General features: G+C 72.2%; 14 protein-coding genes. 11 read left to right on the top strand and 3 right to left on the bottom strand.

The genetic code is table 11. The features are described from left to right. Nucleotides 1-5 precede the first annotated feature (5 nt). A complete protein-coding gene (locus tag BJ965_RS02425; protein WP_184907126.1) occupies nt 6-2,432 on the bottom strand; it encodes a penicillin acylase family protein in 2,427 nt (808 codons plus the stop codon). Between the two features lie 189 nt (nt 2,433-2,621). Between BJ965_RS02425 and BJ965_RS02420 the strand changes: the two genes are divergently transcribed. The 3 genes from BJ965_RS02420 to BJ965_RS02410 are packed head-to-tail and all read left to right on the top strand — an operon-like array spanning nt 2,622 to nt 5,812. Beyond that, complete coding sequence (locus BJ965_RS02420) at nt 2,622-4,124, top strand: acyl-CoA synthetase (RefSeq protein ID WP_184907125.1); 1,503 nt, start codon at nt 2,622-2,624, stop codon at nt 4,122-4,124. A 60-nt stretch (nt 4,125-4,184) separates the two neighbouring features. After that, the gene (locus tag BJ965_RS02415) at nt 4,185-5,018 is read left to right on the top strand and encodes an alpha/beta fold hydrolase (RefSeq protein WP_184907124.1); all 834 of its coding nucleotides are present in this window, start codon (nt 4,185-4,187) and stop codon (nt 5,016-5,018) included. Continuing rightward, nucleotides 4,964-5,812 (top strand): alpha/beta fold hydrolase, encoded by an 849-nt coding sequence (locus tag BJ965_RS02410; RefSeq protein WP_376777893.1) that lies wholly within the window; start codon nt 4,964-4,966, stop codon nt 5,810-5,812. The genes BJ965_RS02415 and BJ965_RS02410 overlap by 55 nt, the downstream gene beginning before the upstream one ends. Here the strand turns inward: BJ965_RS02410 and BJ965_RS02405 are convergent. Then, nucleotides 5,784-7,682 (bottom strand): sulfatase, encoded by a 1,899-nt coding sequence (locus BJ965_RS02405; protein ID WP_184907123.1) that lies wholly within the window; start codon nt 7,680-7,682, stop codon nt 5,784-5,786. The two genes, BJ965_RS02410 and BJ965_RS02405, sit on opposite strands and share 29 nt — an antisense overlap. A 115-nt stretch (nt 7,683-7,797) precedes the next feature. Further along, nucleotides 7,798-9,417, bottom strand: coding sequence for an acyl-CoA synthetase (locus BJ965_RS02400; RefSeq protein WP_184907122.1), 1,620 nt, complete (start codon nt 9,415-9,417; stop codon nt 7,798-7,800). 175 nt (nt 9,418-9,592) lie between these two features. Here BJ965_RS02400 and BJ965_RS02395 point away from each other — a divergent pair, with 175 nt between their 5' ends. The 8 genes from BJ965_RS02395 (at nt 9,593) to BJ965_RS02360 (ending at nt 16,434) form a co-directional block, all read left to right on the top strand. Then, entirely contained in the window at nt 9,593-10,393 is an 801-nt protein-coding gene (locus BJ965_RS02395) for a crotonase/enoyl-CoA hydratase family protein (protein WP_184907121.1), read from the top strand. Nucleotides 10,394-10,545: 152 nt separating this feature from the next. Beyond that, nucleotides 10,546-11,487, top strand: a complete 942-nt coding sequence (locus BJ965_RS02390) for a Zn-ribbon domain-containing OB-fold protein (protein ID WP_184907120.1) — start codon at nt 10,546-10,548, stop codon at nt 11,485-11,487. Then, the gene (locus BJ965_RS02385) at nt 11,484-12,548 is read left to right on the top strand and encodes a thiolase domain-containing protein (protein ID WP_184907119.1); all 1,065 of its coding nucleotides are present in this window, start codon (nt 11,484-11,486) and stop codon (nt 12,546-12,548) included. Before BJ965_RS02390 ends, BJ965_RS02385 begins: the two co-directional genes overlap by 4 nt. Then, on the top strand, nt 12,545-13,711 hold the full coding sequence (locus BJ965_RS02380) for a thiolase domain-containing protein (RefSeq protein ID WP_184907118.1): 1,167 nt from the start codon (nt 12,545-12,547) through the stop codon (nt 13,709-13,711). Before BJ965_RS02385 ends, BJ965_RS02380 begins: the two co-directional genes overlap by 4 nt. Nucleotides 13,712-13,792: 81 nt before the next feature. After that, nucleotides 13,793-14,035: a DUF397 domain-containing protein gene (locus tag BJ965_RS02375; protein ID WP_010033039.1), complete on the top strand. Its 243-nt coding sequence runs from the start codon at nt 13,793-13,795 to the stop codon at nt 14,033-14,035. A gap of 162 nt (nt 14,036-14,197) precedes the next feature. Then, complete coding sequence (locus BJ965_RS02370) at nt 14,198-15,100, top strand: universal stress protein (protein WP_184907117.1); 903 nt, start codon at nt 14,198-14,200, stop codon at nt 15,098-15,100. Between the two features lie 39 nt (nt 15,101-15,139). After that, nucleotides 15,140-15,820: a CGNR zinc finger domain-containing protein gene (locus BJ965_RS02365; protein ID WP_184907116.1), complete on the top strand. Its 681-nt coding sequence runs from the start codon at nt 15,140-15,142 to the stop codon at nt 15,818-15,820. 116 nt (nt 15,821-15,936) lie between these two features. Next, nucleotides 15,937-16,434 (top strand): hypothetical protein, encoded by a 498-nt coding sequence (locus tag BJ965_RS02360; protein WP_030844285.1) that lies wholly within the window; start codon nt 15,937-15,939, stop codon nt 16,432-16,434. Nucleotides 16,435-16,487: the final 53 nt, after the last annotated feature.

The raw sequence follows: 16,487 nt of genomic DNA, 5'->3' as shown, positions 1-16,487 counted from the left end.
CAGGGTCAGCGGCGCTCGTGCACCCGAACGACCTTCAGCTTCGGGGAGGACAGGATGTCCTTCTCGCAGAAGCGCGACGCCACCCACTTCTCGTCGGAGAGCAGCCGCGTCTGATCGGCGTAGTGCGGCGACTTCGGGTTGGACGACTGCGAATAGGTCAGCAGCGTGCGCGCCACCGGGCAGCGGCTGCCGTCCCACCCGACCGCCTGCAGGTGGCTGCTCCCGAACGGCACCTCCGTGTAGCCGCCGGCGGCCGCGTCCCACGTCGGCTCGATCACGTTCCACACGCCGAGCCGGCCCGCGCCACCCGGCACCGGCAGGCGCTGCCCGTCTCGGACGACGAACTGGTGCGCGCCGAGCGGCGCGTCCAGCGCGATGCCCGCGCCCCGCAGCTCGGCGACCGCGTCGGCGAGGGCGGTGGGGAAGCCGGGAGCCTCGGTGTTGAGGGTGTTCGGGGTGCGGACCGGGTCGGCCGCCGAGAACGGCACCTTCCACAACCGGTCGGTCGGCACCGCCTGTTCGAGCCTGCGCCAGAACCGGTCGAAGAGCAGCGCTCCCCGGCTACCGGTGTCCATGGTGCGGTCCCACGCCTTCAGCACGTCGCAGGCGCCGGACACATCGACGGACGTGCCGTCGCTGCCCGTCGCCGTACCGCCGGGCAGCGCGGCGCACGCCCGGGCCACGTCCCCGGCGGCGAGATCACCCGCCGGCACCCGGTTGGCGAACTGCTGCCGTTGCAGGTCCCGTACGGTCAGGCCGCCGCGGTCCGTCATCGCCGCCACGTCCTCGATCGCGCCGCGGGTGCGCAGGCCGAGCTGGGTGCCCACCGTGCCGAAGACCCGCTCGTATCCGGTGAGCGGCCGGTCGGCGTTGGACATCCACGCGGTGCCGTTGGAGTTCTCCGCGTAGGGGGCGTCCTTCAGCGTCGGCATCCTCGCCGGGCCGAAGATCCCCGGCACGACGGCGCCGGGGTCGCTGCCGAGCGCGCAGTCGCCGCGTGAGCCGTCGAGGATCGCGATCCCGGACGCCGGGTACGTGGTCCTGCCGAGTTCCGTCGAGCAGCGCCCGGCCACGTCGTCGGTGATGCGGGGGAGTACCTGCGACTGGGTGAAGAGGGAGTGCCCCGCGCGGTCGGCGGCGATCGTGTTCACCCAGGGAATGCCCTGGTGCCGGTCGAGGGAGGCGAGGACGTCGCTCGTGCCGCGCGCCTTGCTGAATCCGAGCGAGGTGTCGGCGAAGCGCAGGTTCGCGGCGTTCGGGTCGTTGAGGGCGTACGCCGTCCTCCCGGTCCACGGCAGCGGGACCTGGGAGCTCAGGGAGGTGACGACGGGGCCGTAGCGGGTCCACCACTGGGTGCGGGTGACCGGTGCGCCGTCCTTCACGGCGACCGTCACGGTCCGCTTCTTCATGCGTTCCGGCCTGCCGTCCACCAGGTACGTCGTCGGATCGGCCGGATCGAGCGTCAGCTGGTGGAGGTTGGCCGGGACGCCGGTGGAGACGGTATGGCTCCATGCCACATGTGCGTTGAACCCGATGGAGATCGCCGGGGTGCCGAGCAGGGAGCCGCCCGACACGTTCAGCTCGCCCGGGATCGTCTGCTGCGACTGCCAGAACCGGCGGCCGCCGTCCCACGGGTAGTGCGGGTTGCCCAGCAGCAGGCCGTGGCCGTTCGCCGTCGTGTCACCGCGGAAGGCGACCGCGTTGGAGCCCATGCCGGGGTCGCCCCACAGCTCGTCCGCCGCCTTCGCCACGGCCTTCGCGCCCGGCGGCCGGGCGGATTGCGTGCCGGAGGCGGCAGTGCCCCCGGCCGGTGGTTGCGAGGCCGTGATCGTCTCCACGAACCGCCCCTCGCCGGATATCGAGGCGATGGCCAGGCCGCGGGCCGCCACGTCCAGCTCGGTGACCGGCCGGACCCAGGAGGCGCCCGCACAGGCCGGATCCGTGGCCTTCTTCTGCTTCAGCCACGCGTTGTAACCGGCGGCCCAGCCCCGCATCATGTTCCGCACCTCACGGCTCGGCCCCACGGGCGTCCGCTCGGCCAGCAGCTTCTCCACGGTGCGGCTCTCGCGGACCCCGCGGAAGTACAGGTCGCTGGCGAGGTTCGTCCTGGCCGCCGAGAGGTCGCCGCCGGCGGGCGCGTCGGCGCCGAAGTACCGGGACCGCTCGCCCCGCAGGGTCACGAAGCCGTCGGCGAGCGTGCACACCTCGTCGGCGGCCTGCGCCCAGCCCGTACCGAAGCCCAGGTCCGCGTAGTTCTTCGCGAGGATGTGCGGAATGCCGTACTCGGTGTAGCGGATGACGGCGGACATGCCGTCGCGGGACGGGTGCTGCTCTGCTCGCTGTCCGGTGGTGGCGGCCGCCGCGGGTAACGCGGACGCGGCGGTGAACAGGGCCGTGGCCCCAAGGACAAGTCGTCTCAGACGACCGCGCATCGTGCCCTCCAGCATCGTCGAGGGAAAAGAGTGCCGAGTGTATGAACCTGATTCGAACGTCCGTCGGTGTCATGACAGCGGACGCCGCCGACGGCGGCAGGGTTGCCCGGGCCCCCTTCGCCCGGTCCCGGTTCTCGCCCTGCCCGGGGTCCTTGACCTGATCGGGCGGTGAACCGAGGATCATGTGTCATGACGACGCCCGGACACGGCAGCACGGTCGACGGAGTCCTGCGGCGCAGCGCCCGGCGCACACCGGCGCGCGTCGCGGTGGAGTACGCCGAACGGACCTGGACGTACGACGAACTCGACACCGCCGTCTCCCGCGCGGCGAGCGCCCTCCTCGACCAAGGGCTGACCCGCGGGGACCGGGTCGGCGCCTACGGCCACAACTCCGACGCCTACCTGATCGCCTTCCTCGCCTGCGCCCGCGCGGGGCTGGTGCACGTACCCGTCAACCAGAACCTGACCGGCGACGACCTCGCCTACATCGTCGGCCAGTCGGGCAGCACCCTGGTCCTCACCGACCCGGACCTCGCCGCACAACTGCCTCCCACCGTTCGGACGTTGCCGCTGCGCGACGCGGACGACTCGCTCCTCGCGCGGCTGCCGCAGGCGCCCGTGTACGACGGCCCCGAGCCGCGCACCGAGGACCTCGTGCAACTGCTGTACACGTCCGGGACGACCGCGCTGCCCAAGGGCGCGATGATGACGCACCGGGCCCTGGTGCACGAGTACCTGAGTGCGATCACCGCCCTCGACCTCAGTGCGGGCGACCGACCCGCGCACTCCCTGCCGCTGTACCACTCGGCGCAGATGCACGTCTTCCTGCTGCCCTACCTCGCCGTCGGCGCGACGAACATCATCCTCGACGCACCCGACGGCGACCGGCTCTTCGACCTGATCGAGGCGGGCCGCGCGGACAGCCTGTTCGCGCCGCCCACCGTCTGGATCGCCCTGGCCAACCGCCCCGACTTCGCCACCCGCGACCTGAGCGGCCTGCGCAAGGCGTACTACGGCGCCTCGATCATGCCGGTGCCGGTACTCGAACGGCTGCGGGAGCGCCTGCCGGACCTGGCCTTCTACAACTGCTTCGGGCAGAGCGAGATCGGTCCGCTGGCCACGGTCCTCGCACCCGGCGAACACAAGGGCCGCCTGGACTCCTGCGGTCGGCCCGTCCTGTTCGTCGACGCCCGTGTGGTCGACGAGGACGGCAAGGACGTCCCCGACGGCACCCCCGGCGAGATCGTCTACCGCTCACCCCAACTCTGCGAGGGCTACTGGGACAAGCCCGAGGAGACCGCCGAGGCCTTCCGCGACGGCTGGTTCCGCTCCGGCGACCTCGCCGTACGCGACGCGCACGGCTACTTCACGATCGTCGACCGGGTCAAGGACGTCATCAACTCCGGCGGTGTCGTCATCGCCTCACGCCAGGTCGAGGACGCCCTGTACACCCACCCCGGCGTCGCCGAGGCCGCGGTCGTGGGCCTGCCGGACGAGCGCTGGATCGAGGCGGTGACAGCCGTGGTCGTCCCGCGCGGCGAGGTCTCGGAGACGGAACTGATCGACCACGTCCGCGAACGACTCGCCCCCTTCAAGGCGCCGAAGCGCGTGGTGTTCGTCGACGAACTCCCGCGCAACGCCAGCGGGAAGATCCTCAAGCGGGAGCTGAGGAGCGACCTCGGGAACGAGTAGCGCCCACGGGCCGGAGAACCGGGTTGTGCGGGATCGGCCCCGGACGCCAGGATCGACGGCATGCCGATCTTCAGTGCCCCGGACGGGACCCGACTGGCCTTCCACCTGCGTGGCGAGGGCGAGCCGCTCGTCGTGCTGCCCGGCGGGCCCATGCGGGCCTCCGCCTACCTGGGAGACCTGGGCGGACTGGACGCCCACCGGCAGCTGGTGCTCCTCGACCTGCGCGGCACGGGGGAGTCCGCGAAGCCGGCGGACCCCGGGACGTACCGCTGCGACCGGCTCGTGGACGACGTCGAGGCGCTGCGGCGCCATCTGGGGCTGGAGCGGATGGACGTGCTCGCGCACTCGGCGGGCGGCAGCCTGGCCATGCTGTACGCGGCCCGGTACCCGGAGCGGCTGGGCCGGCTGGCCCTGGTCACCGCCACCCCGTGGGCACTGGGGCTGCCGGCGACGGGCGGGGACCGGCTGGCGGCGGCACGACTGCGGGCGTCGGAACCGTGGTTCCCGGACGCGTTCCCGGCGTTCGAGGCATGGCTGGACGGCACCGGTGACTTCGATCCGGTGTTCCTCCCGTTCTTCTACGGCCGCTGGGACGACACCGCCCGGGCCCACGCCGACCGCGAGGAGACCGAGACCAACGACGACGCGGCGGATGTCTACGGTGGCGACGGCGCCTACGATCCGGCAACGACGCGCGGTGCGCTGGCCCGGGTGAGAACTCCCGTGCTCGTCCTGGCCGGTGAGGTCGACGGTGGTCCGAGCCCCTCGCTCGCGCGGCGTGCCGCGGGCGCCTTCCCGGCGGCCGAGTTCGCGGTGCAGCCGGGAGCGGGGCACTACCCGTGGCTCGACGACCCGCAGGGGTTCACGCGACGCATGGCTGCCTTCTTCTCCTGACCGCGGATACGCGCGCCTCTGCTGCCGGCAGAGCGGCCCCGCTCCGGGGCACTCCTCGCCTACCGTGCCCGGCATGGACACAGCACCGCGCACCGCACAGGCGAACGGCATCACACAGGCCTACCGCGTCTGGGGACCGCAGGACGCGGAGCCTCTCGTCCTGCTGCACGCCCGTGGGGCCGACGGGGCCGACTGGCGCCGATCGCCCCGGTCCTGGCCACCGGGCCCGCCGGGCCTCGCCGTGTGTACGCTCCCGATCTGCGCGGACACGGCCGGAGCGACTGGCCGGGCGGATACGCGTACGAGACCATGCGCGACGACATCCACGCCCTCCTCGGGAGCTCGGCATCGACCGCGCCGACGTCGTGGGCCACTCGCTCGGCGGCGCCGTCGCCTACCTGCTCGCCCAGTGCGGTCCGGGGCTCGTGCGGCGGCTCGTCCTGGAGGACGTGCCAGCGCCCTTCCCGCTGGACCCGCCGCGCCCACCCGCCGAACGGCCCCGCGGGGAGACCCCGTACGACTGGGCGATGATCCTCGCCACCGACGAGCAGCGCAACGCACCGAATCCCCTGTGGTGGGACCACATGGGCCGGATCACCATGCCCACGCTGCTGATCGGTGGCGGGCCGAGCAGCCCGATCCCGCAGGAGCAGATCGCCGTGTTCGCCGAACTGCTGCCCGACGCCCGGCACATCACCCTCGACGCCGGGCATCTCGTGCACGAGACCCGTCCGAAGGAGTTCCTGGCGGCCGTGACGGAGTTCCTCAGCCCCGCGGCCCGTACGCCGTCATGAAGCGGTCGCGGAACGTGTCCATGCCCCATCGGGGCGCGTTACCGGCCGGCTTGAGGCCGTCCGTCCAGCCCCAGTCGGCGACCCGGTCCAGGACCTTCTTGTCGTGGGCGACGATCGTCACCGGCACGTCCTTGCCGGTGTCCCCGGCGGTGACGGTCGGCACCGGCTGGTGGTCGCCGAGGAAGACCAGCACCGTGTCGTCGTCGCCGTAGCGCTCGACCCACTCGGTGAGGCTGCGGATCGAGTACTCGATGGCCTTGCGGTACTCGGCGCGCACCTTCTCCGGGTCCTTCCAGACCTCCGTGGGGTTGGTGCCCTCCTTCTTGATCCGGTGGAACACCGAGCCGTCGCCGAGGTCCTCCCAGTCGATCATGTGGGCGATGGGGGACCAGGGGTTGTGGCTGGAGGCCAGGATGATCTCCGCCATGATCGGCTCGCGGTCCTTCTTGCCGTGCTCCAGCCGCTCGAAGGCCTCCATGCTGAACTGGTCGGGCACGGGCGTCCAGCTGAAGTACGGGCCGTGGTAGCCGAGGTGCTCGGAGTCGTAGATGTGGTCGAGGCCGAAGTACTTGCCCTCCGGCCAGGCCCGCCGCACGCCCGGCACGACGCCGACGGTCCGCCAGGCCCCGGTCTTGCCGAAGTAGTTCGTCAGCGTCATGCGATCGCTCGTGGTCAGACTGCGGTACCGCTGCTGGTTCTTGATCCACAGCCCGGACAGGAACGTCGAGTGGGCCAGCCAGCTGCCCGCGCCCGTCACCGGCGACTGGAGCCAGCCGCTGCGCGACTCGAACCCGGCCGCCTTCAGCCTGCCGGTGCCCTCCTTGAGCACCGCGTCGGTCTGCTGCGCCATCGCCGGGTCGTCGATCGCGACCCTGCCGTAGCTCTCGATGAAGGTGAACAGGACGTCCTTGCCGCGCAGCCCCGTGAGCAGCTGGTCGGGCGGGGTCTTCGCGAAGGCGTCCACCGAGGCCTGCTTCTCGAAGACCCGGGCGTCCGCGAGCCCCGCGCGCACCTGGTCCACCCGGTTGCCCAGGAACTCGGCGTTGCCCTTGGTGGCGACCGGCACGGTACCGATCTGTACGCCCAGGGTCATACAGGTGATCCACGCCGTGCCGAGGATCAGGACCGTGCGGCCGGCGACGGGCCGGTGCCGGACCATCAGGTTCGTCAGCCGCACCACCGCGAGCGTCGTGAGGACGAGCAGCGCGACGAACAGGACGATCACGCCGGTCACGGCCAGCACCTGGCCGGTACGGCCGAACGTCTCCCTCAGGAAGTCCGTGCCGTTCTCGATCAGGATCCAGTCCAGGACCAGGTCGAAGGGCCGGGCCAGGATCTGGTAGAAGCCCATGTCGACGAACTTCAGCACCGTGATCAGGCCCAGGAACACGCCCGTGACGACCGCCGTGACGCGACGGGGCTTCGACGGCAGCGCGAGCAGGAGCCCGGCGAGCAGCACGCCCTCGGCGGGGATGCGCACGAACGACGCGAACTCGATGCGCTCGATCCGGTTCGGCACGAGCAGCGCGAACAGCACGAGCGCACCGGCCAGCACGGTCGTCCCCAGGGAGGCGCCGCGTGCCGTACGGGGGTAGCGGCGCCGCCAGCCGAACCAGCCGGGCTTGGCGGTCGGCGACTGCCCGGAAGGGGTGCGCTGTGCGGGAGTGGCGCTCTGCGCGGAGTCCGTCGCAGCGCCGGCCTGCGGATCCGCCGTGCCGGTGCTGCCCTCCGGATCCGCCGTGCCGGTGTCGTCCTGTGGTTCCGATGTCCCGGTGCTGCCCTCCGGGTCCGCCGTACCGGTGTCGTCATCCGGTTCCGCCCGGCCCTCGGTCGTGTCCGAAAGCTGACGGGAGCGAGTGAAGAGCGACACCCGGTGGTCCTTCCGTGCGGTCTTGCTGGCATGGCGAACGGAGCTCGGGTGAGCGAGCCCGCCACCACCAGTACGTCCGCACGTCACCTTAGGTTCAACGGTCCGGGCCGGAGATTCACCCGTCCGCCGTCGCCGCCACCTCGCGCGCCCACCGGTAGTCCGCCTTGCCGCTCGGCGATCGCCGGATCGACTCGGTGAGCACCAGCTGGCGCGGGACCTTGTATCCGGCGAGCCGGTCGCGGCAGTGGGTCTGTATGTCCTGGAGCGAGGGCGGCGCCGCTCCCGCGCGCAGTTGCACCACGGCCGCCACATGGTGGCCCCACTGGGCGTCCGGCACCCCGGCCACCAGCGCGTCGTAGACGTCCGGGTGGGACTTGAGGGCCTGTTCGACCTCCTCCGGGTACACTTTCTCGCCGCCGGTGTTGATGCACTGCGAGCCACGGCCGAGGACGGTGACCACGCCCTCCTCGTCGACAGTGGCCATGTCGCCGAGCAGCACCCAGCGCTCGCCCGCCTTCTCGAAGAAGGTCGCGGCGGTCTTGGCCGGGTCGTTGTAGTAGCCGAGCGGCACGTGTCCGCACTGGGCGACCCGCCCCACCTCGCCGGCCGCCACCGGCTCGTGGGTGGCCGGGTCGACCACCTGGGTACGGGCGTTGACCCGCACCCGGAAGCCCCGTTCCGGGCCGGAGTCCTCGGTGGCCGTCCCGTTGAAGCCCGACTCCGAGGAGCCGAAGTTGTTCAGCAGCATGGCGTTCGGCACCAGCTCCTGGAACTGCGTCCGCACCGTGTCCGACATGATCGCGCCGGACGAGGACACGCTGAACAGCGACGAGCGGTCGATGTGCCGCAGGGGTCCGCTGAGCGCGTCGATCAGCGGCCGGAGCATCGCGTCGCCCACCAGTGAGATGCTGTTGACCCTCTCCTTCTCCACGGTCCGCAGCACCTCCTCGGGCACGAACTTGCGGTGGATCACGACCCGCTGCCCGAAGTTGAAGCCGATGAACGCGGTGAGGGTGGAGGTGCCGTGCATCAGCGGAGCCGTCGGGAAGAACGTGATCCCGGCACCCCCGGCCGCGACCCGCTCCGCCAGCTCCTCCGGCTTCTTCACCGGTTCACCGGTCGGGGCGCCGCCGCCGAGGCCCGCGAAGAACAGGTCCTCCTGCCGCCACATCACCCCCTTGGGCATGCCGGTCGTGCCGCCGGTGTAGATGATGAACTGGTCGTCGGCCGAACGGGCCGGAAAACCCCGCCCGGGCGCCCCCGCGGCCTCCATTTGTGCGAACTCCACACAGGCGACCTCCGCGGCCCCCGGCGCCGGAACCCCCACCCGGATCAGATGCCGCAGCTCCTCCGCCCGGGGACGTGCCACCGCCACCCGGTCCGTGAATTCGGCGTCGAAGACCAGCGCCACCAGATCCGCGTCCCGGTAGAGGTACACCAACTCCTCTTCGACGTAGCGGTAGTTGACATTGACGGGCACGATCCGCGCCTTCAGGCAGCCCAGCACCGTCTGCAGGTACTCCACGCCGTTGTAGAGATGGAGCCCGAGGTGCTCGCCGGGCCGTATCCCGCTGTCCAGCAGATGGTGGCCGACGCGGTCGGCTGCCGCATCCAGCTCCGCGTACGTCAGACGGCGCTCCGCGCCCGTGCCCGGGTGGTCGGCGTACACCAGCGCCTCACGGCCGGGAACGACGTCGACGACCGACTCGAACAGGTCGGCAAGGTTGTACTCCACCGCTCCTCCTGACCCCGGGCGTGCCTGGTATCGGACGGTTCGCCGGTCATCAGAGCAAAGGGCGGCCCAACTGTGAAGGGCTCGAGCGAAAGAATCTGACTGACTGTCAGAAAACCCTTGAAGTGCCACCCGCCCTACTGCAACCTGTTCTCGTTCCACGAGAGGGGAGTTCGCCATGGGTGGGACGGAACACCTCACCGTGCAGCGCGAAGGCGCCACACTGGTGCTCACGCTCAACCGGCCGGAAGCCAGGAACGCGCTCTCGCTGCCGATGCTCGTCGGCCTCCACGACGGCTGGCTCGAGGCCGACGCCGACGACTCGGTCCGCTCGATCGTCTTCACCGGGGCGGGCGGCTCGTTCTGCTCCGGCATGGACCTCAAGGCCCTCGCCGGGAACGGCATGGCCGGAGAGGAGTACCGCGACCGGCTCAAGGCCGACCCCGACCTGCACTGGAAGGCGATGCTGCGCCACCACCGCCCGCGCAAGCCGGTGATCGCCGCCGTCGAAGGGTACTGCGTCGCGGGCGGCACCGAAATGCTCCAAGGGACCGACATCCGCGTCGCCGCCGAGTCCGCGACCTTCGGCCTGTTCGAGGTGAAGCGCGGCCTGTTCCCCATCGGCGGCTCCACCGTCCGCCTGCAACGCCAGATCCCGCGCACCCACGCCCTGGAGATGCTCCTCACCGGCCGCCCCTACAGCGCCCGCGAAGCCGCCGCCATCGGCCTGGTCGGCCACGTCGTCCCCGACGGCACCGCGCTGGACAAAGCGCTGGAGATCGCCGAGCGGATCAACGCCTGCGGCCCACTGGCCGTGGAAGCCGTCAAGGCCTCGGTCTACGAGACCGCCGAGATGACCGAACAGGACGGCCTCGCCGCCGAACTCACCCGCGGCTGGCCGGTCTTCGACACCGCCGACGCCAAGGAAGGCACCCGCGCCTTCGCGGAGAAACGACCTCCCGTCTACAAGCGCGCGTAGGCGTCGCGCGACCACCGGTCCGCAGGCGTGCGTGGCGCTGCGCCGGAGGTGGCCGGTTCCGAGCCGCGGGCCGTCGGTGGCCGAGCGCGCAGTTCCCCGCGCCCCGGAGGGGGCGCCCCGTGCACGCCGATCTCGAAGGAGGCAGGCCCTCGATGTCCGCAGTTCTCAAGGCGCCGCTTGTCGTCGAATTTCCCTTCACCCGCTCCCTCGGGCCCGTCCAGAGCGCCTTCCTGACCGGTCTGCGCGAACGTGTGATCCTCGGAGTGAAGACTGGCGACGGCCGCACCCTCGTCCCGCCCGTCGAGTACGACCCCGTCACCGCCGAGGAACTCCACGACCTGGTCGAGGTCGCCCCGACCGGCACGGTCACCACCTGGGCCTGGAACCCCGCCCCCCGCCGCGGCCAGCCCCTCACCACCCCCTTCGCATGGGTGCTGGTCCGCCTCGACGGCGCCGACACCGCCCTCCTGCACGCCCTCGACGCCCCCGGCCCCGCCGCCGTGCACACTGGCATGCCGGTCCGCGTCCGCTGGGCGGGCGAACGCACCGGCGCCATCACCGACATCGCCTGCTTCGAGCCCTGCGACGGCCGCCGGGCCGAACCGACGGGGCACACCGGCGCGTTCGAGGACCCCGTCACCGGCATCGTCGCCGCCGCCCGCCTCGACTACACCTACTCGCCCGGCCGCGCCCAGACCGCCTACATCAACGCCCTCTCCGGCCGGCGCACCGTCGGTGAGCGCTGCCCGTCCTGCCGCAAGGTCTACGTCCCACCGAGGGGTGCGTGCCCCACCTGCGGGGTGGCCACGTCCGAGCAGGTCGAGGTGGGTCCACGCGGCACCGTGACCACGTTCTGCATCGTCAACATCAAAGCGAAGAACCTCGACATAGAGGTGCCGTACGTCTACGCCCACATCGCCCTCGACGGCGCCGGCCTTGCCCTGCACGGCCGCATCGGCGGCATCCCCTACGACGAGGTCCGCATGGGCCTGCGCGTCGAGCCCGTGTGGACCGACGGCGCCCGCTACCCCGACCACTACCGGCCCACCGGCGAACCCGACGCGGACTACGACACCTACAAGGAGCTGCTGTGACGAGCGCACCGCGGGACCGCGAGATCGCCGTCGTCGCCTTCGCCCAGACCGCCCACCGGCGCACCAGCGAGGAGCTCTCCGAGGTGGAGATGCTGATGCCGGTGCTCCACGAGGTCCTGGACCGGACCGGCCTGAAGACCGCCGACATCGACTTCACCTGCTCCGGCTCCAGCGACTACCTCGCCGGCCGCGCCTTCTCCTTCACCCTCGCCCTCGACGGCGTCGGCGCCTGGCCCCCGATCTCCGAGTCGCACGTCGAGATGGACGGCGCCTGGGCCCTGTACGAGGCCTGGACGAAACTCCTCACCGGCGACGCCGACACCGCCCTGGTCTACTCGTACGGCAAGTCCTCGCCCGGCTCCGTCCGCGACGTCCTGACCCGCCAGCTCGACCCCTACTACGTGGCGCCCCTCTGGCCCGACTCGGTGGCACTCGCCGCCCTCCAGGCGCAGGCCCTCATCGACGCCCGCGACACCGACGAACCCGCCCTCGCCGCCGTCGCCTCCCGCAACCGTGAGGCGGCGACCACCAACCCCCACGCACAACTGCGCGGCCCCGTGCCGCAGGGCGACTACCTCGTACAGCCCCTGCGCACCGGCGACTGCCCGCCCATCGGCGACGGGGCCGCCGCCGTGATCCTCGCGGCGGGGGACCGGGCCCGGGACCTGTGCGACCGCCCCGCCTGGATCCGCGGCATCGACCACCGCATCGAGGCCCACGGCCTCGGCGTGCGCGACCTGACCGACTCGCCGTCCACCCGCCTGGCCGCCGAACGGGCCGGAGTCTTCGAGCGGCCCGTCGACACCGCGGAGCTGCACGCGCCCTTCACCGCGCAGGAGGTCGTCCTGCGCAAGGCCCTCCGGCTGGGCGAGGACGTGGACGTCAACCCGTCCGGCGGCGCCCTGGCCGCCAACCCGATCATGGCCGCCGGCCTGATCCGCATCGGCGAGGCCGCCGCACGCATCCACCGCGGCGCGTCCGACCGCGCCCTCGCCCACGCCACCTCCGGCCCCTGCCTCCAGCAGAACCTGGTCGCCGTACTCGAAGGGGAACGCCGATGAGCAAGGAGCCCGTGGCCGTCGTCGGCATCGGCCAGACCAGGCACGTCGCGGCCCGCCGGGACGTGTCCCTCGCGGGACTGGTCCGGGAAGCGGCCCGGCGGGCGCTCCAGGACGCCGAGCTGACCTGGGCCGACATCGACGCCGTCGTGATCGGCAAGGCCCCCGACTTCTTCGAGGGCGTCATGATGCCGGAGCTCTACCTCGCCGACGCCCTCGGAGCCGTCGGCAAACCCATGCTCCGCGTCCACACCGCCGGCTCGGTCGGTGGCTCCACCGCGCTCGTCGCGGCGAACCTCGTCGCCGCCCGCGTCCACGGCACGGTCCTCACCCTCGCCTTCGAAAAGCAGTCCGAGTCCAACGCCATGTGGGGCCTGTCCCTGCCGATCCCCTTCCAGCAGCCCCTGCTCGCCGGGGCCGGCGGATTCTTCGCACCGCACATCCGCGCCTACATGCGCCGCAGCGGAGCGCCCGAGACGATCGGCGCCCTCGTCGCCTACAAGGACCGCCGCAACGCACTCAAGAACCCTTACGCCCACCTGCACGAACACGACATCACCCTCGACAAGGTCATGGCCTCGCCCATGCTGTGGGACCCGATCCGCTACTCGGAGACCTGCCCCTCCTCCGACGGTGCCTGCGCCATGGTCCTCACCGGCCGCGCCGGAGCCGCCCGGGCCCCGCACCCGCCCGCCTGGATGCTCGGCGGCGCGATGCGCAGCGAACCGACCCTCTTCGCCGGCAAGGACTTCGTCTCCCCGCAGGCCGGGCAGGACTGCGCCGCCGACGTCTACCGGCAGGCCGGGATCACCGACCCCCGCCGCGAGATCGACGGCGCCGAGATCTACGTGCCGTTCTCCTGGTACGAGCCCATGTGGCTGGAGAACCTCGGCTTCGCCGACGCGGGCGAGGGCTGGAAGCTCACCGAGACGGGCGTGACCGAACTGGACGGGGCCCTGCCCGTCAACATGTCGGGCGGTGTGCTGTCCGCCAACCCCATCGGCGCCTCCGGCATGATCCGCTTCGCGGAAGCGGCGCTCCAGGTGCGCGGGCAGGCCGGAGAACACCAGGTGGACGGCGCGCGCAGGGTCCTCGGACACGCCTACGGCGGCGGATCGCAGTTCTTCTCCATGTGGCTGGTGGGCGACCGGCCCCCGGACTCCTGAAAGGTCCGCCTCACGTGCCCTGTTGGCTGTGGGACACGATCGCTAGGCTGGCCGCGGACGACGATCGGGAGGAGCACGGACGTGGCCGAGACCACCACCCAGCAGCGCCCGCTCACGGGCTGGGACAAGCCGGAGCTGGACCTCACCAACGCACAGTGGCAGTCCAGCAGCCGGGGGCGGGGGGATGTCCAGATCGCCTTCGTCGAGGGCTTCATCGCCATGCGGAACAGTGCCCGCCCCGAGAGCCCATCGCTGATCTTCACGCCCGCCGAGTGGGGCGCGTTCGTGTCGGGAGCGCGGGAAGGAGAGTTCGACCTCACCTGAGGGCGCGGGCGACCCGTTCCGGACGGCCGCTGTCCGACGGCCGATCCGGGGGTGTTCCGTCCGCATTTCCGGACACGCGACCTGAGGCATCCCCCCGGACCCACCACCTGAGTCAGGCTGGCCCCCGGGAGGGAACGGTCGAATCCCGGAGGTGAGGACCCCATGAGCACCCTGCCTGTCGTCGCGGCGGTCGACGGTTCGGACGACAGCCTGCGCGCCATGGACTGGGCCGTCGACGCCGCTCGTCGGCGCGCGGCACCCCTGCGCGTGGCGCACGTACGCCAGTACGCCCACTGGGTACAGCCCGAGGTGCTCGCCGCCGGGCCCGCGGACCCGCAGGACGACTCCGTGCTCGACCAGGTCCGCACCCATCTGGAGGGCCGCCCCGACCAGCCGGAGACGGAGTACGTGGGCCTGGTGGGCGCGGCCGGTGCGGTCTTGCCCGAGCTGGGCTCCGGCGCCCAGCTGCTGGTGCTCGGCTCCCGGGGCCGCGGCGGCTTCGCCAGCCTGGTGCTCGGCTCGAACAGCATGGCCGCCGCCCGCGACGCCGAGTGCCCGGTCGTCGTGGTGCCCCGGCCCGGACGCGAGGTCCACGGCGAACCGACGGGTGGTCCCGGCCCGCGGGTGGTCGTCGGCCTGAAGGTGGACGGCCCCGACGAGGCCACGCTCGGGTTCGCCTTCGCCGAGGCCGCCCGGCGCGGTGCCCGGCTCCAGGCGGTCGCCGCCTACCCGTGGCCCGCACAGCCGTGGATGATGCCCGGGGAGATGCCCCCGCCGATCGTCGACCAGGACGTCATCGAGGACGAGACACGCGTCCTCGCCGACGGCTTCCTCGCCCCGCACCGTGAACGGCACCCGGACATCCCGGTCGAGCTGGTCCCGGCGGCGGGCGACGCGGCCGGCTACCTCGTCGCGGCCTCCCGGGACGCCGACCTCGTCGTGGTGGGCCGGCACCGGCGCCGTCTGCTCTCACCCGTCCGCATGATGGGCTCGGTCACGCACGCCGTGCTGCTGCACGCCGCCAGCCCCGTCGCCGTGATCCCGCCGTCGCCCTCGGAGGACTGACCGGCGGTAATGGATACGGTCGGGCCTATCATCAGCCACATGCGGGAACCGATCAGCGGGGACGCCCGGCTCGCCCTGGACCTGGCCCTCACCATCCGCCACGACGGGCACGGCGGCGTCACCGACGACCTGGCCGACCCGGCCGGCCTGACCGAGTGGGTCCGGGCGCACCCCGAGCTGCTGCCGGGCACCGCTCCCGACCGGCCCGACGACCACCGAGAGGGCTTCGCCGCCGGCGCGGCACCGCAACCGGCCCGGGGCGAAGGCGACGGCGCCGGGTTCACCGCCGACGCCGCGCAGCTCACCGCCGTCCGCGAGCTGCGGGCCGCCGTCCGTGCGCTCTTCGCCCGGGCCGTACGCCCCGGCGAACCGAGCCGCGCGGACGCGGCCCGCCTCATGCCCCTGGCGGAAGCGGTGCGGCACCTGAACGAGGCGGCGGCCCGCACCCCCACCGTGCCGGTCCTGGACTGGCCCGAAGACGCCGCCCCGCTCGTCCGCCCCAAGCCCGTCCGAGCCGCCGACGACCCGGCCGCGGCCCTCGCCCACGCCGTGATCGCGTTCCTCGCGAGCCCCGAGCGCGACCGGCTGCGGGCCTGCCACGCGCCGCGCTGCGTGCGGTACTTCCTCAAGGAGCACCCGCGCCAGGAGTGGTGCAAGCCCTCCTGCGGCAACCGCGCCCGGGTGGCCCGCCACCACCAGCGGCACAAGGCGACGGCGTAGACCCGGCCGGCAGCGTCCCCGGGGCCTGACACCACCCCTCCACGAGGCGACCACCGGCTCACCCGATCCGCCGCCCGCCCCGCACTTCGCAGGCCGGGGCACGTACCATGGGCGACATGTCGTTCCTCCGCCGCCGCAGCGCCACCCCCGCCGGGCCCGACTTCGACGTACTGGCCATGGACCCGGGCGACTGGCCCGGCAACCTCGGTGCGGGACTGCTGCCCGCGCCCGACGGCACCTGCCAGGGCGTCTTCCTGCGCTATGACCTGTTCGGCGGCCGAGGCCCCGCGATGATCATCGGCAATCTGCCCGAGGGCTCCCCGGCCCGTGAGGTCGAAGAGGGCCAGGTTCCCTTCGAGGTGGCCCAGCTGCTGCTGGCGCTGGAGAACGACGAGGAGGTCACCGTCGTCGGCACCGAGGACGTGCCGGTGATGCAGGGCGACAACCTACTGATCGTGCGCCGCGTCAAGCTCTCCGAGAGCCGGATCTCCTGCGTGCAGTTCGACCGCAGCGACAACGTCCTGGTGACCATCGCCGCCTGGGACCGCCCCATCACGGACGATCTCTACGCTCTCCTCAAGCCGCTCCCGGCGGAACTCTTCCAGCAGGGCTGAGCCCGAACCGACCGCACAGGAAAGGGCCGCTGCACGCCGACCTGGCGTACAGC

The sequence above is a fragment of the Streptomyces luteogriseus genome (genome assembly GCF_014205055.1).
Lineage (GTDB): Bacteria > Actinomycetota > Actinomycetes > Streptomycetales > Streptomycetaceae > Streptomyces > Streptomyces luteogriseus.
The sequence above is the reverse complement of the archived record's forward strand: the minus strand, read 5'-3'. Positions and strand labels throughout refer to the sequence as shown.